This is a genomic window from Streptomyces sp. NPDC000594 (genome assembly GCF_040299965.1).
Taxonomy (GTDB): Bacteria; Actinomycetota; Actinomycetes; order Streptomycetales; family Streptomycetaceae; genus Streptomyces.
This window is the reverse complement of the sequence record NZ_JBEPCY010000002.1, coordinates 367,929-382,838: the sequence shown is the minus strand read 5'-3', so window position 1 is coordinate 382,838 and position 14,910 is coordinate 367,929. Positions and strand designations below refer to the sequence as shown.

The following is a 14,910-nucleotide window of genomic DNA, read 5'->3' as shown; positions in this document are numbered from 1 at the left end:
CCAGGGATACCCGTCCAGGAGGACGGATGACGGGCGCTGCGGGTTGTACGACGATACGACTGGAATGCTGAGAGTAAAAACGCATCGGCGCCGGGAACGCCCATCATCCGGTGGGGCGTTCCCGGCGCCGATGCGTTCGGTCACTTGAAGGGATCGAAGTCGTCGTAGGCGCGCTGGACGTCGTCGCGTTCCGCTTCGCGTTCGCGGCGGCGCTGGGTCGCGGGCCGCGGGGCCTCCATCCGGTGGTCCTCACCCCGGCGGCCCAGCATCTCCGCACCCGCGGTCATCGACGGCTCCCAGTCGAAGACCACCGCATTGTCCTCGGGGCCGATGGCGACGCCGTCTCCGGCCCGCGCACCCGCCTTGACCAGCTGGTCCTCCACCCCGAGGCGGCTGAGCCGGTCGGCGAGATAGCCGACGGCCTCGTCGTTGCTGAAGTCGGTCTGGCGCACCCAGCGCTCCGGCTTCTCACCGCGGACCCGGAACAGCCCGTCCTCCTCGCGCACCACGGAGAAGCCGGTGTCGTCCACCGCCTTGGGCCGGATGACGATCCGGGTGGCCTCCTGCACGGGCCGGGCGGCACGCGCCTCGGCGACGATCCCGGCCAGGGCGAAGGACAGCTCCTTCAGCCCGGTCCGGGCCACGGCGGAGACCTCGAAGATCCGGTAGCCGCGCGCCTCCAGCTCGGGGCGGATCATCTCGGCGAGATCCTGCCCGTCGGGGATGTCGACCTTGTTGAGGACGACGACCCGGGGCCGGTCGTCCAGGCCGCCGTACTGCTTCAGCTCCGCCTCGATGACATCGAGGTCGGAGACCGGGTCACGCTCCGACTCCAGCGTCGCCGTGTCCAGGACGTGCACCAGCACCGAGCAGCGCTCGACATGGCGCAGGAACTCCAGGCCCAGACCCTTGCCCTGGCTGGCGCCGGGGATCAGACCGGGGACATCGGCGATGGTGTAGACGGTGGAGCCCGCGGTGACCACACCGAGGTTGGGCACCAGGGTGGTGAAGGGGTAGTCCGCGATCTTCGGCTTGGCGGCGCTCAGCACCGAGATCAGCGAGGACTTGCCCGCGCTGGGGTAGCCGACCAGCGCCACATCGGCGACGGTCTTCAGCTCCAGCACCACATCACGGGCCTCGCCCGGCACACCGAGCAGGGCGAAGCCGGGGGCCTTGCGGCGGGCGGAGGAGAGCGCCGCGTTGCCCAGGCCGCCCCGGCCGCCCTGGCCGGCGACAAAGGTGGTGCCGTGGCCGACCAGGTCGGCGAGGACATTGCCCTGGCCGTCGAGGACGACGGTGCCGTCCGGGACCGTCAGGACCAGGTCCCGGCCGTCCTTGCCGGAGCGGTTGCCGCCCTCACCGGGGAGACCGTTGGTGGCCTTGCGGTGGGGGCTGTGGTGGTATTCGAGCAGGGTGGTCACGGACTGGTCGACGGTGAGGATCACATCGCCGCCGCGTCCTCCGTTGCCCCCGTCGGGCCCACCGAGAGGCTTGAACTTCTCCCGGTGGACGGAGGCACAGCCGTGGCCCCCGTTACCCGCGGCGACATGCAGCTCGACGCGGTCCACGAAGGTGGTCATGGTGGTGCCTCCAGGCTTGAGGGAATCTGTCTAGCTGTAACACAACGAAGGCGGACCTGCTTCCCCTGGGGAAAACCCTGGGGGAAGTCTGGTCCGCCTCCGCAGAAAAACCGTGGATTGGCACGGGAACCGCTCCGGAGAGCGACTCCCGTACTACCACCACGTCGTGGGGAAACCGCTGGGCGTGAAACGCTCCACGGTGACCGGGTCCACGAGGTCGGCGCCGTGGGAACGGCGCCGGACGACGTGATTACTCGGCGACCGGAACGATGTTCACGACCTTGCGGCCACGGTAACGGCCGAACTCGACCGCACCGGCGTTCAGCGCGAACAGGGTGTCGTCGCCACCGCGACCGACGCCCGTGCCCGGGTGGAAGTGGGTGCCACGCTGGCGGACCAGGATCTCACCGGCGTTGACGACCTGACCGCCGAAGCGCTTCACGCCGAGCCGCTGAGCATTGGAATCGCGACCGTTCCGGGTGGACGATGCGCCCTTCTTGTGTGCCATGTCTCCTCAGTCCCTTACTTCGCGGCGGCGGGGATGCCGGTGACCTTGATCGCCGTGTACTGCTGGCGGTGACCCTGGCGCCGGCGGTAGCCGGTCTTGTTCTTGTAGCGCAGGATGTCGATCTTCGCGCCCTTGTGGTGGTCCACGACCTCGGCCGTAACCTTGATCCCGGCCAGCACCCACGGGTCGCTGGTCACAGCGTCGCCGTCGACCAGGAGCAGGGTAGAGAGCTCTACCGTGTCGCCGACCTGGGCGGTGGAAATCTTGTCAACCTCAACGATGTCGCCGACAGCAACCTTGTGCTGGCGACCACCGCTGCGCACGATGGCGTACACGCGGAACTCACTCTCGCTCGGAACGGGTCCCCTGATGCCAGCCGTCCGCGCGGGCCGGGGCCCACGACGATCCGGAAGGACGAACGGCCTCTCCCGGTCCGGTGTCCGACGGCGGAGAACCGCTGTCGGCGCTTCCGGCGGGAGGAAGGTGCTCAGGGGTGGGTGTGCAGGAGACACACCGAGGGTCAAGGTTACGGGCGCCGCTCCGGAGGGTCAAACCGGGCCTATGCTCGCCCCACAGGCCGGCGGGGGGTACCGGGCCGGCGGGTGGCGGGGGGTACCGGCACGGGAGGACACCCCGGTGGAGTACAGCGTACGGACCGGCGCCCAGGTGGACCCGACCGCCCGGGTCGGCGCCGGGACCACCGTCTGGGAGCTGGCGCAGATCAGGGAGGGTGCGCGGCTCGGCGACGGCTGTGTGATCGGCCGGGGCGCCTATATCGGGGCCGGGGTGCGGCTGGGTGCCCACTGCAAGATCCAGAACCATGCCCTGGTGTACGAGCCGGCCGAGCTGGCGGACGGGGTCTTCATCGGCCCCGCCGTGGTGCTGACCAATGACCGCCACCCCCGGGCGATCGACCCCGACGGGCGGCTCAAGGGCGGCGGGGACTGGGAGCCGGTGGGGGTACGGATCGCCGAGGGCGCCTCAGTGGGCGCCCGCGCGGTCTGTGTGGCGCCGCTGCGGATCGGGCGCTGGGCCATGGTCGCGGCGGGGGCGGTGGTCACCCGGGACGTCCCCGACTTCGCGCTGGTCGCCGGGGTGCCCGCCCGGCGGGTCGGCTGGGTGGGCCGGGCCGGCGTACCGCTGGAGCCGTGCCCGGGGGCACCGGAGGCATGGGAGTGCCCGCGCACCGGGACTCGGTACCGGCCCGCCGGGGACGGGCTGACGGAGGCGGGCTGACGGAGGCGGGGGCCGGCGGGGACAGGCTGAGAGGACCCGGCGGCCCAGGGGTACGGCGATACGGGGATACGGGGATACGGGCGGCTCAGCGGGGCGGCGGGCCCGGCCGGTCCGGCAGCAGCCTGCTGTAGAGCGCGTCGATCACCTCGGCCTGCGCCTCCCAGGTCCAGCCGTCGAGCAGCCCCGGACGCCCGTACGCCTTCCGGTAGCGCCCCGGGTCGGCCAGGACCTCCTTCGCCGCCCGGGCGAAGTCCGCCGGGTCACCCGCCCGGAACACCTCGCCCTGGCCGGTCTCCCGGACCAGCTCCGCCATCGTGCGGATGTCGCTGACCAGCAGCGGCAGCCTGGCCTGCGCGTACTCGAAGAACTTGTTGCTCAGCGCCAGCTCGTGATTGGCGAGGTGGCGCAGCGGGCTGACCGCCGCGTCCGCCGTCGCCAGAAAGCCGGGCACCTGCCAGTGGGGTACATAGGGGAGGAAGTGCACCCGGTCGGCGACCCCGGCGGCGGCCGCCGCCTTGCGGGTCCCGTTCACCGCCTTCATCTTGCGGGGGGTGACCGAGACCAGCGCCAGATGGACCCCCGGGAGCGCGGGCAGGGCCTCGATCACCGTGTCGACACCACGGACCGCGCTGATCCCGCCCGCGTACACCAGCAGCGGGGTGTCCGGCCCGATCCCGCAGAGGGTCCGCAGCTCCGGCGCGGGCGGCGCCTCGGCGATCTCGTCGGCGCCGGGCTCCATCACGGGGGCGTTCAGCACCACGGCGGGGGTCTCCCGCAGCCCGTGGTCCCGCCGGAGCAGCTCGGCCAGCGGCGGCGAGACGGTGATCACCGCGTCGGCGAAGCCCGCGTGCTCCCGCTCCCAGGCGATATGGCCGGGGAGCCAGCGGCCGTGGACCGGGGGCAGCCCGGGGACGAACTCATGGGCGTCCCAGACCAGCCGTACCGTACGGCCCCGGGCCCGGCCCCGGACGGCGGCGCGGGCGCCCACCCCGAGCATCCGGAAGTCATGGGCATGGATCAGATCGGGTTCGAAGGCGTCGATATGGGCGGCGAAGGCGAGTTCGTAGTCCCAGAGGTTGGGCATCAGCCGGCGCCAGGCCCGCTTGCCCAGCAGCAGCGACCAGAGGGCGGTGGTGGCGCGGTCCACGGGCGCGGTGAGGGGCCCCCGTACCTTCTGGAGCCGGGCGGTCTCCCGGGCGCGCAGCCGCACCCAGGCGCTCAGCCCCCGGGCGAACAGGCGCGGCAGCAGCAGCCTCGGGGCGGAGCCGCCCGCGCCGGGGCCGGGGTGACCGGCCCGGGCGGCCCGGGTCGCCGCCCGGCGGAAGGCCAGGTCGGCGCGGAAGGCCTTGACCGACTGCACCCGGTAGCGGGCGATCTGCTGGGAGCGGTACGCGAGCGGGCGGCGCAGCAGGGGGTGGCGCAGATCGTGGCGGCGCGGTTCGAGATGGGCGGGTTTGGGGATCAGCCGGACCTGGGCGCCACCGAGGCGGAAGGTCTGGATCCGGGGGGAGGGCGACACCCCGAAGAGGATGACGTCCCAGCCCGCGCGGGCGGCGGAGCGGGCGGCCTTCTGGACCCGGGAGTCGGCCTTGACGCCGTTGTCGACGAGCATCACCACCCGTCCCCGGGTACCCCGTCCGGGGCCCGCGCCACCTCCCGTATCACCCGCGTCGGCGCCCGGCCCCGTACCGCCCGCATCGGCGCCCGGCCTCGTATCGACCGCATCGGCGCCCGGTCCGGTATCGGGTGCCGGTCCCGTATCGGGTGCCGTGCCCGGTGCCGGTGACTCCGTCCCTGGTGTTCCGGGCCTCATCCGCGCCGCCTCTCCTCCGGTCGGGTCGTCGGTCCCATCGTCCCGTTCCCTACCGGTTTCCGATACATTCGCCACGCCCCCATGGCCCCGTTGCCGTATCCCCGTACAGGGAGAGCCGCCGGATGAAGGTCCTCAGTGTCGTCGGTGCCCGTCCCCAGCTGGTCAAGCTGGCCCCGGTCGCGGCGGCGCTCGCCGGGGGACCGCACCGGCATGTGATCGTCCACACCGGTCAGCACTACGACGCCGCCCTCTCCGATGTCTTCTTCTCCGGGCTCTCGATCCCCTCCCCCGATGTCCATCTGGGGGTGGGCTCGGGCAGCCACGGCGCCCAGACGGGGGCGGCGCTCGCCGCGCTGGACACCGTCCTCCAGCGGGAGCGCCCCGACTGGGTGCTGGTGTACGGGGACACCAACTCCACCCTGGCGGGCGCGCTGGCGGCGGTGAAGCTGCGGCTGCCCGTCGCCCATCTGGAGGCGGGGCTGCGCTCGTTCAACCGGGGCATGCCCGAGGAGCACAACCGGGTCCTCACCGACCACTGCGCCGATCTGCTGCTGGCACCCACCCGGGAGGCGGTACGGCTGCTGGAGACGGAGGGGCTGGGGGCCCGGACCCGGCTGGCGGGGGATGTGATGGGCGATGTCTGTCTGCGGATCCGGGACGCGGTACTGGCCGGGGAGCATCCGGCGCCCGCGCTGCCCGAGGGGGTGCCGCCGCAGGGGCCGTTCCTGCTGGCCACGCTGCACCGGCCGGACAACACCGATGACCCCGAGCGGCTGGAGGCGCTGATCGGGGCGCTGGCGGCGCTGCCGCTCCCGGTGGCCCTGCCCGCCCATCCCCGGCTGACCGCGCGGGCCGGGGCGTACGGGATCGAGCTGGCGCGGGGGGCGATCCGGGTGGGTCCGCCGCTGCCGTACGCGGATCTGGTCGGGGCGGTGCTGGCGTCGGCGGGGGTGGTGACGGACTCGGGCGGGCTCCAGAAGGAGGCGTACTGGCTGGGGCGGACCTGCACCACGATCCGGCCGGAGACGGAGTGGGTGGAGACGCTGGAGGGGGGCTGGAATCTGCTGGTCCCCGATCCCCAGCGGATGCCCGTGGGGCGGTGGGGGCGGCTCGCGGCCCGTCCCGTACCCGGGGGTCCCCGGCCGTCCCCCAGCGGTGGCGGGCGGGCGGCGCACCGGGTGGTCCGGCTGCTGGAGGAGGCCAGCCCCTGAGGGAAACCCCCGGGCGCGCTCAGGGGGCGAGGAACGGGGCGAGCGCCGCCGCCGTCGCCGTGCCGTCGTGGTGGGCGCGGGCGAAGGCGGCGCACTCCGTGCCGATACGGGCCGCCGCCGCGCGGTCGTCGAGCAGCCGCTCCAGCACCGTGCCCAGGGTGTCGGGGGTGGCGTCCACGATCGGTGGCCGCACCCCGCAGACGGCGACCGTCTCCTCGTCCATATGCGCGATCACCGGCCGTCCCGCCGCCATCCCCTCGCAGGCGAAGGTCCCGTAGGTCCCGATCGCGAACTGGTCGATCACCAGATCCGCCGACCGCACCAGCTCCGCGACCCGGGCCCGGGGCACCCCCTCCAGCAGCCGGAAGTCGATGATCCGGCGCTCGTGGAGGGAGTCGAGGAGGGGCAGCACCCGGTCGGTCCCCTTGGACCAGCGGGCCGAGGGGGCGTGCACCACCAGCGGCCGGGGGCGTTCCATGACCGGCCGGTCACAGGCCCAGGCGGCGGTGTCCACGACGAGCGGCGCCCAGACGGCCATCGGCAGATCGAGCAGCAGATCGGGGGTGGTGACGAAGACCGGCAGCCCCGCCTCGGCGGCGATCCGGCGGTTCCGTACGGACTGGGCGGTCAGCGAGTTCTCATAGCCGTCGGGGGCGTCCCGGAAGAGGGAGTGCGGGATCCGGGCCCGGTGCCGGGCCGGGTCGCGGACCTCGCTGCCATGGGCGAGCAGCGCCACCTTGATCCCGGCATGGGCGAGGGCGGCGAGGTCGCCCTCGACGCTCACCCCGTTGAGGGGGCCGAAGACGGGCCGGAAGGCGTCGGCGAGGAGATGGGTGTAGCGGCGTACGGTCCGGTGGACCAGCTCCAGCTGGACGTCGAGGTTCCGCAGGGCGGCGCCGTCGATGTACACATCGGCCGGGTAGTCGTGTTTCTCCGGCGCCGTGCGGTGCTTGACCACCTCGGCGGAGACATCGGTATGGCGGCGGGTGACGGCGGCGGCGAAGGCGGCGAGCTGTCCGGCGTAGTTGGCCGGGGCGAGGCCCAGCCGTACCCGGGTGGGGCCGAGGGGGCGCCAGTCGCGCTCCGGGGCGTCGGGAGCCCCGGGCGGCGCCTCCGCCGGGACCCCGGCACCGGCATCGGTTCCGGGCGCGGAAAGAGCGGTGGGCCGGTGCGGTACGGCGGCGCGGCGCTCCTCCGTGTCCCAGCTGGGGCGCGGCAGCGGAGCGCCCGGGGTACGCCCGGAGATCCGCGTGTAGAGGGTGAGCAGGGTCCCCGTCTCGTGCTCCCAGGACAACTCGGTGAGCAGGGCGTCGCTGATCCGGGCCCGCAGCGCCTCCCGGTGGGCGTCCGCGCGGCGGACGGCGGCCGCGAAGGAGGCGGGGTCCTCGGCGGTGAAGACCTCGCCGACGCCCCGGTCCAGGACGAACGCGGCGGTGGCCCGGGTGTCGCTGGTGACGATGGGCAGCCGGGCGTGCAGATACTCGCCCGCCTTGGTGGGCAGCGAGTTCTCCGTGTTGGGGAGCCGGTGGAAGGGGATCAGCCCCAGGTCGGCGCCGGAGAGATAGTCGGGGACCTGATGCGGCGGCACATAGGGCAGCACATGCACCCGGTGGCGTACCCCCAGCTCCTCGGCGCGGACCCGTAGGGCGGTGAGTCCGGCCGAGCGGCGCCCGGCGACCAGTGCCAGATGGTGGCCGGGCAGCTCGGTCAGGGCCTCGACCACGGTGGCCAGCCCCCGGTCGGGGGCGATCCATCCGGCGTACACCATCAGCGGGACATCCGGGGCGAGTCCGCAGGCGGCACGGACACAGACCCGCCCGGCGAACCCCCCGACGGCGGCGCGGACGGGGGTGTTGCGGACGACGGCGGGCACCTCGGGGAGCCGGTGGTCCCGGTGGAGGAGGCGGGCGAGGTCGGCGGAGACGGTGACCACGGCATCGGCGCGGTGGATGTACTCGCGCTCCACCGCCGGCAGGGCGCTGCGCAGCGCGGGCCGGTCCCAGGCGATCCCGGCGATGTACTCATGGGCGTCGTAGAGCCAGGCGCAGCGGCTCCCCCGGGCGCGGAGCCGGGCGGCGGCGCGGGCGGCGGTATGGATGGTGGTGATGTCGTTGGCGTGGATGACATCGGGGGCGAGTTCCTCGATGAAGGGGCCGAAGGCGAGGTCGAGATCGAGGAGGGTGGGGTGGTCCCGGCGCCAGTCGCCGCTGGTACGGGGGGCCTTGCGGCGCTGTTCCCAACGGTAGGCGCGGACCCGCAGCCGGTGGGCGGCGCGGCGGGCGCGGACCCAGATCCGCAGGGGGGCGGTGAGCGGGGACGCCCCGAGATAGCCGATCCGGGTGGTCTGTTCCCGTACCCAGACCCGGTGGGCGTCGCGGATCTGGTCCAGGGCGGCGCGGTCGCGGATGCCCCACTGGGTGAGCCGGGCGCGCGGTCCGCCCCGGCTGCGACGGGCGTTGACCAGGCGTTCCATCCGGTTGCCCACAGGGAGGCGGACCACGCGGACGGGGCCGAGCCAGGAGTGCTCGGGCTTCTTCCCGCCGGCCCGGCCGACCAGGGTGACCTCCCAGCCGGCGTGGGCGGCGGCGAGGGCGGTCTTCTGGACCCGGGAGTCGCCGGTGATGCCGTTGGCGACGACGACGGCCAGGGTGGGTCGGGGTGCGGGGGCCATGGGGTGGTGACGGTCCTTCCTTGTCCGTGGCGGTACGGGGCGCCGCGCGGCTGCTGTGTTGGCTGGAGGTCAGCCGCCGATGACGACCCGGTGCACACCGGGCCAGTGGGCGGGGTCGGGGTCGGTGGTCCGGCGGCCGTCGACCAGGACCCGTACCCCCGGCAGATCGGCGGCGGTCAGCGCGCGGTACTCGGCGTGGTCGGCCTGGAGGATCGCGGCGGTGACCGGTTCGCCCCGGTGGGGGGTGAGTCCCCGCTCGGCCAGCTCGCCGTCGGTGTAGAGGGGGTCGGAGACATAGGGCACGGCCCCGTGCGCGGTCAGCGCGGCGACGGTGGGGAAGACCCCGGAGAAGGCGGTCTCCTTGACCCCGCCCCGGTAGGCGGCGCCGAGGACCAGGACCCGGGCCCCGGCCAGATCGCCGTAGGCGCCGGCGAGCAGCTCGACCGCGTACCCGGGCATGGCGGCATTGGTCTCCCGGGCGGCGCGGACGACGCTCGCCCCGGGGTCGTTCCACAGATACATCCGGGGGTAGACCGGGATGCAGTGGCCCCCGACGGCGATCCCGGGCCGGTGGATCCGGCTGTACGGCTGGGAGTTGCAGGCGTCGATGACCTGCTCGATGTCGATGCCGTGCCGGTCGGCGAAGCGGGCGAACTGGTTGGCGAGGGCGATATTGACATCGCGGTAGGTGGTCTCGGCGAGCTTGGCCAGCTCCGCCGCCTCCGCGCTGCCGAGGTCCCAGACACCGTTGGGGCGGGGCAGATCGGGGCGGGGGTCGAACTCCAGTACCTGGGTGTAGAAGTGGACCCCGCGCCGGGCGGACTCGGCGCAGACCCCGCCGATGAGTTTGGGGTAGCGGCGCAGATCGGCGAGGACCCGGCCGGTGAAGACCCGTTCGGGCGAGAAGACCAGCGGGAAGCCGGTGCCGGGGGCCAGTCCGGAGCTGCGGTGGAGCAGCGGTCCGAGGCGGTCGCGGGTGGTGCCGACGGGCAGGGTCGTCTCGTACGAGACCAGGGTGCCGGGGGTCAGCCCCCGGCCGATGGCCTCGGTGGCGGCGTCCAGGGCCCGGAAGTCGGGGGTTCCGGCGGCGTCGGTGACCAGCGGGACGACGGCGACGACCGCCTCGGAGCGGGCGACGGCGGCGGCGGTGTCGGTGGTGGCGGTGAGCAGCCCCGCGCCGACGGTGTCCTTCAGCAGCCGGTCGAGCCCGTGTTCGCCGGGGAAGGGTTCGGAGCCCGCGTTGACCAGCTCGACGACGCGTTCGTCGGTGTCCGCGCCGATGACCCGGTGGCCCCGGGCGGCGAACGACGCGGCGAGCGGCAGACCGATCTTGCCGAGTGCCACCACACAGATGTCCATCGGTCACTCTCCCCGGTCGTCGGTACGGGCGTCGGTACGGGCGTCTGTCCAGGTGTCGGTACGGGGCCGGGTGCCAGCGCGGGCGCGGGCACGGGGGCGGCGCAGGACACGGGCGGCCCGGCGGCGAAGCCGGGTGAGCGGCGGCGGTGGCTCGGGCGGGAACATCGGGCCGGTGACGAGGACCATGCGGTCCTTGCCGCCCACCCGGACGGCGGCGCGGCGGGATTCGGTGAGCCGCCAGCGGCGGGCGAGGGGCAGCGGGGTGCCCCGTACCCGTACCGGGATCTCGTACTCCGCACCGGCGAGACGCAGCCGGACCCGGACCGCCAGGGAGACCGCCCCGGCGGGGACGGGGACGGGGACCGTGGCATGGAGGACGGTGCCGTGGCCGCCGGGGACGTCCTCGTACCGGAAGGTGCCGGGCGCGTCCTCGTACCGGAAGGTGCCGGGGGCGGGCGGGACCGGCTCCCGGGCGGGGAGTCTGCGGCCTCCGGCACCGTCGGCGGCGGCCGGGAAGGGGTCGGCCAGGAGCAGGACCACGGCGGTGACGGAGCCGGTGACGGGGAGGCGGACGGCGACGGTGAGGGCGAGGTCGTCGCCGTCCTGCCGCCAGCCGGCGGCGAGCAGCCGGGTGCCGGCGGCGAGCCGGGTGGCCGGGTACTCGTCCAGCAGCTCGAACGCCCGGTCGGGCAGGGCGAGGGCCGGGTCGCGGAAGCCGGGGCAGCGCAGAAAGGCGCGCCCGCCCTCGGCGGCGAAGACGGCACCCCGGCGCTCCTCGTCCTCGATCGCGCGGACCAGGGTGTCCACGGCGCCGTACTGGGCGAGGGTGATCCTGGCCCGGTGGGCCACCGGGAGGGAGTCCCGCAGCGGCGGGGTGAGATAGGAGTCGGCGAGGGCGGCGATCCCGGCGCAGACCTCCCGCCGCACCGGCGCGGGGAGTGCGGGGAAGTCGGCCTTGAGGAGTTTCGCCAGCTCCCAGGTGAAGTGGCGGCGCAGCAGACTGTCCCGCTCGGGGCCGGGGCCGATCAGCCCGGCGGCCTCATGCATGATCCGGGCGGTGCAGCGCAGCCGGTCGGGGTGGCCGGAGGTGTAGGTGATGTTGCCCGCGTCGGCGCGGCGGACGGCGTAGTAGTACGGGGAGTCCGCGAGCACGGAGATCCGGCGGGCGTGGACACAGGCGGCGATGGTGAAGGGCTGGTCGCTGCCGACGGGGAGGTCCTCGGGGAAGCGCAGCCGGTGCCGTTCCAGCAGCTCCCGGCGGAAGAGCTTGGCGTTGGAGAGGGTGAAGGGGAGCGCGGAGTCGGCGAAGCGGACATCGAGGGCGCTGCGGCGGAACAGCGCCTGGTGGACATAGCGTCCGCCGACGCCGGTCATCCGGCCGATGACGATATCGGAGCCGTGTTCGTCGGCATGGGCGACGAGCCGGGCCAGGGCGTCGGGGGCGAGCCGGTCGTCGGCGCCGACGAAGTGGACATAGCGCCCGGTGGCGAGGGCGAGCCCGCGATTGCTGGGGGCGCCGGGACCACCGGAGTTGGGCTGGTGGACAACGGTGACGGCATCGGGGTGGCGGGCGGCGAAACGGTCCAGCTCGACACCGCTGCCATCGGTGGAGCCGTCGTCCACGGCGACGATCCGGAGGGTGTCGGGGCGCAGGCCGATGGTCTGCGCGGCGAGCGACTCCAGGCAGGGGAGGAGGTAGGGGAGGGTGTTGTAGACGGCGAGGACGACGGTGACATCGGGGACGGGGCCGCCGGGAGCGGGTCCGCCGGGGGTGGCGGCTTCGACGGCGGCGGTACGGGGACCGTTGTCGGTACGGGGGCGGTCGTCGGTCATGGCGCGGTGCTCCCCCGCCCCTACCCGGCCACGACCGGTGCGGCGAGATCGACCGTGGCCCCCCGGGCGGCCGACTCCAGCAGGGCGACGGCCACCTCCACGGTCCGCAGCCCCTGGCGCACGGTGCAGATATCGGTGTCCAGGCCGAGGACCGCGTCCCGGAAGAGTTCATGCTCCACCAGCAGCGGCTCCCGCTTGGGGATCGCGTACCGGATCATGTCCCCCTCGGAGACCCCCCGGAAGTTCCGCAGCGCCTCCCACTCGGTGGTCTGCGCGGCGTTGGAGTGGAAGGTGAGGTCGGCGGTGAGGGTGTCGGCGACAAAGCAGCCGCGTTCGCCGGTCACCGAGGTGAAGCGCTCCTTCAGCGGGCTCAACCAGTTCACCAGGTGGTTCACCATGGTCCCGTCGCTGAGCTGGCCGACCGCCGCGACCATGTCCTCGTGGGGGCGGCCCGACTTGGAGACCGTCCGGGCGGAGATCGAGGTGTACGGGCGGCCGGTCACCCAGCCGGTCAGGTCGATGTCATGGGTGGCGAGGTCCTTGACCACGCCCACATCGGCGATGCGGTGCGGGAAGGGGCCCTGGCGGCGGGTGACGACCTGGTAGACATCGCCGAGTTCGCCCTGGCGGAGCCGGTCGCGCAGGGAGCGCAGGGCGGGGTTGCACCGTTCGATGTGGCCGACCCCGGCGACCAGGCCCCGGGACTCGAACGCCTCGGCGAGCAGCCGGGCGCCCTCGACGGTGTCCGCGACCGGCTTCTCGATCAGGGCGCAGACGCCCGCGCGGGCCAGCTCCAGACCGACCTCGACATGGAGGGCGGTGGGGCAGGCCACGACCGCGTAGTCGAGACCGAGGGCGATCAGCCCGTCCAGATCGGGCAGGACCGGCACCCCGGGTGCGTGGCCCTCGCGGTCGCCCAGCGGGTCCACGACGCCGACCAGGTCGACCCCGTCCAGCGCGGCGAGCACCCGGGCGTGATGACGGCCCATCGAACCGAGCCCGGTGAGCCCGGCGCGCAGCCGCCGTCCGCCGTTCGACGCGGTCACCGGCGATGGCCCGGGGCGACCGCTGTTCGGCGCGGTCACCGGCGGTGGCCCAGGGCGTTGACGGCGGCGGCGATCCTGGCCAGGTCGCCCTCGCTCAGCGAGGGGTGCACCGGCAGTGAGACCACCTCGGCGGCGGCCCGCTCGGTCTCGGGCAGCTCCCAGTGGCGCCCGGCCCGGCGGTCGGGCTCCCGGAAGGGCTTCAGCCGGTGGATCGGGGTCGGGTAGTAGACGGCGCTGCCCACCCCGGCGGCGGCCAGCCGTTCCACCGTGTCGCCCCGGCCACCCGGGATCCGGACCGTGTACTGGTGCCAGCTGGGGCGGGCGCCCGGCGCGGGGGACGGCAGGACCACGGCGTCCGTGGTGATGTGCGCGCCGAGATAGGCGGCCTGGGCGCGGCGCCGCTCCGTCCAGGCGGGGAGCTTGGCGAGCTGGACCCGGCCGATGGCGGCGGCGACATCGGTCAGCCGGGTGTTGACCCCGATGATCTCGTTGGCGTACCGGCGCTCCATGCCCTGGTTGCGCAGCAGCCGCAGGGTCCGGGCGAGCGCGGGGTCGCCCGTGGTGACCATGCCGCCCTCCAGGGAGTGCATGTTCTTGGTGGGGTAGAAGCTGAAGGTGCCGCCGTCCCCGAAGGCGCCGACGGGGGTGGTGTGCAGTACGGCGGCGTGTGCCTGGCAGGCGTCCTCGACCACGGCGAGGCCATGGCGGCGGGCGATGGGCATGAGCCGGTCCATCGCGGCGGGGTGGCCGTAGAGATGGACCGGGATCAGTGCGGCGGTACGGGGGGTGAGCGCGGCCTCGACGGCGGCGGGGTCCAGACAGTAGGTGGCCGGGTCGATATCGGCGAAGGCGGGGGTGGCGCCGACCAGGCGGACGACGTTCGCGGTCGCGGCGAAGGAGAAGGAGGGGACGACGACCTCGTCGCCGGGGCCGATGCCGAGGGCGAGCAGCAGCAGATGGAGTGCGGCGGTGCCGGAGCTGACGGCCACGCAGTGGCGGCCGTCGACCAGGGCGGAGAAGCCCTCCTCGAAGGCGGCCACCTCGGGGCCCTGGACGACCTGGCCGCTGCGGAGCACGCGGACGGCGGCCTCGATCTCCTCCTCGTCGATGACCGGGCGGGCAGCGGGGATGGGCTGCCGCCGGCTGCTGGTCGTCATGGGACGCCTCCTCGCGCATGCGCCACGGGTGCGGTGGGGCGGGCAGGGCCCATGGTGCGGGAGGGGTGCGGGTGGGGGGTGGTGCGCGGGGCCGTGGGGCGGTGCGTCAACCCCATGGGGCGGTGTCACCCCGGCCATTCAGCCCAGTCGCCTCCGGCGGGGTCGGCGGTACGGGGTGCCTCGACCACCCGGTCCTCCTCGGGCCGGGCGCCCGAGGCCCCTGCGGCTCCCTGCGCCCCGGGGCCGTCCGGCACGGGTGCCTGGTGCCGGAGCCGGCCCTTGTGCCCGAGGGGGCCGTCGGGCTCGGGTACCTGTGCCCGCCCGTTCCGCCCCACGGAACAACCGCCCACAGGATGGTGAACCCCTGCGCCCGGCTCGCCCGGCCGGGCCGCGATGCGGAGGAGCCGCCCGCAGGGGTGCGGATCCGGTGCCCGGCCGGGCGGGACACCGGCGCGGCCATCCGACATGGGCCCCGGCCCCGTACCCCAGGGAGCCG

General features: G+C 74.2%; 11 protein-coding genes. 2 read left to right on the top strand and 9 right to left on the bottom strand.

Features of this window, described 5'->3' with window-relative positions; genetic code table 11:
* Positions 1 to 140: 140 nt before the first annotated feature.
* The 3 genes from obgE to rplU all read right to left on the bottom strand — a co-directional run bounded on the left by obgE (position 141) and on the right by rplU (position 2,423).
* Positions 141 to 1,580 carry a GTPase ObgE gene (gene obgE / locus ABT354_RS04365; RefSeq protein WP_351488803.1) on the bottom strand — a complete coding sequence of 480 codons (1,440 nt, stop codon included), beginning with the start codon at positions 1,578 to 1,580 and terminating at the stop codon, positions 141 to 143.
* A 250-nt stretch (positions 1,581 to 1,830) separates the two neighbouring features.
* A complete protein-coding gene (rpmA, locus tag ABT354_RS04360; RefSeq protein ID WP_351488800.1) occupies positions 1,831 to 2,088 on the bottom strand; it encodes a 50S ribosomal protein L27 in 258 nt (85 codons plus the stop codon).
* A 14-nt stretch (positions 2,089 to 2,102) separates the two neighbouring features.
* Positions 2,103 to 2,423: a 50S ribosomal protein L21 gene (rplU, locus tag ABT354_RS04355; RefSeq protein WP_003957558.1), complete on the bottom strand. Its 321-nt coding sequence runs from the start codon at positions 2,421 to 2,423 to the stop codon at positions 2,103 to 2,105.
* A gap of 301 nt (positions 2,424 to 2,724) precedes the next feature.
* Between rplU and ABT354_RS04350 the strand changes: the two genes are divergently transcribed.
* Positions 2,725 to 3,324: an acyltransferase gene (locus ABT354_RS04350; protein ID WP_351488797.1), complete on the top strand. Its 600-nt coding sequence runs from the start codon at positions 2,725 to 2,727 to the stop codon at positions 3,322 to 3,324.
* An 85-nt stretch (positions 3,325 to 3,409) separates the two neighbouring features.
* Here ABT354_RS04350 and ABT354_RS04345 read toward each other — a convergent pair whose 3' ends face one another.
* Positions 3,410 to 4,936: a glycosyltransferase family 4 protein gene (locus ABT354_RS04345; RefSeq protein WP_351488795.1), complete on the bottom strand. Its 1,527-nt coding sequence runs from the start codon at positions 4,934 to 4,936 to the stop codon at positions 3,410 to 3,412.
* A gap of 323 nt (positions 4,937 to 5,259) precedes the next feature.
* On the opposite strand from ABT354_RS04345, the gene wecB reads away from it, so the two are divergent.
* Positions 5,260 to 6,348, top strand: coding sequence for a non-hydrolyzing UDP-N-acetylglucosamine 2-epimerase (wecB, locus tag ABT354_RS04340; RefSeq protein ID WP_351488792.1), 1,089 nt, complete (start codon positions 5,260 to 5,262; stop codon positions 6,346 to 6,348).
* Positions 6,349 to 6,367: 19 nt separating this feature from the next.
* On the opposite strand, the gene ABT354_RS04335 is transcribed toward wecB, so the two are convergent.
* The 5 genes from ABT354_RS04335 to ABT354_RS04315 form a co-directional block, all read right to left on the bottom strand.
* Positions 6,368 to 9,019: a glycosyltransferase gene (locus ABT354_RS04335; protein ID WP_351488790.1), complete on the bottom strand. Its 2,652-nt coding sequence runs from the start codon at positions 9,017 to 9,019 to the stop codon at positions 6,368 to 6,370.
* A 69-nt stretch (positions 9,020 to 9,088) separates the two neighbouring features.
* Positions 9,089 to 10,378 (bottom strand): nucleotide sugar dehydrogenase, encoded by a 1,290-nt coding sequence (locus ABT354_RS04330; RefSeq protein WP_351488787.1) that lies wholly within the window; start codon positions 10,376 to 10,378, stop codon positions 9,089 to 9,091.
* Positions 10,379 to 10,381: 3 nt separating this feature from the next.
* Positions 10,382 to 12,211, bottom strand: coding sequence for a glycosyltransferase family 2 protein (locus tag ABT354_RS04325; RefSeq protein WP_351488785.1), 1,830 nt, complete (start codon positions 12,209 to 12,211; stop codon positions 10,382 to 10,384).
* Positions 12,212 to 12,231: 20 nt separating this feature from the next.
* A complete protein-coding gene (locus tag ABT354_RS04320; RefSeq protein WP_351488782.1) occupies positions 12,232 to 13,257 on the bottom strand; it encodes a Gfo/Idh/MocA family protein in 1,026 nt (341 codons plus the stop codon).
* Between the two features lie 35 nt (positions 13,258 to 13,292).
* The gene (locus tag ABT354_RS04315; protein ID WP_351488780.1) at positions 13,293 to 14,414 is read right to left on the bottom strand and encodes a DegT/DnrJ/EryC1/StrS family aminotransferase; all 1,122 of its coding nucleotides are present in this window, start codon (positions 14,412 to 14,414) and stop codon (positions 13,293 to 13,295) included.
* Between the last annotated feature and the right edge of the window lie 496 nt (positions 14,415 to 14,910).

Bases quoted from the DNA above. Each gene is read 5' to 3' on its own strand.
- obgE (WP_351488803.1), bottom strand. From the start codon at position 1,580: ATGACCACCTTCGTGGACCGCGTCGAGCTGCATGTCGCCGCGGGTAAC.
- rpmA (WP_351488800.1), bottom strand. From the start codon at position 2,088: ATGGCACACAAGAAGGGCGCATCGTCCACCCGGAACGGTCGCGATTCC.
- ABT354_RS04345 (WP_351488795.1), bottom strand. From the start codon at position 4,936: ATGCTCGTCGACAACGGCGTCAAGGCCGACTCCCGGGTCCAGAAGGCC.
- wecB (WP_351488792.1), top strand. From the start codon at position 5,260: ATGAAGGTCCTCAGTGTCGTCGGTGCCCGTCCCCAGCTGGTCAAGCTG.
- ABT354_RS04335 (WP_351488790.1), bottom strand. From the start codon at position 9,019: ATGGCCCCCGCACCCCGACCCACCCTGGCCGTCGTCGTCGCCAACGGC.
- ABT354_RS04330 (WP_351488787.1), bottom strand. From the start codon at position 10,378: ATGGACATCTGTGTGGTGGCACTCGGCAAGATCGGTCTGCCGCTCGCC.
- ABT354_RS04325 (WP_351488785.1), bottom strand. From the start codon at position 12,211: ATGACCGACGACCGCCCCCGTACCGACAACGGTCCCCGTACCGCCGCC.
- ABT354_RS04315 (WP_351488780.1), bottom strand. From the start codon at position 14,414: ATGACGACCAGCAGCCGGCGGCAGCCCATCCCCGCTGCCCGCCCGGTC.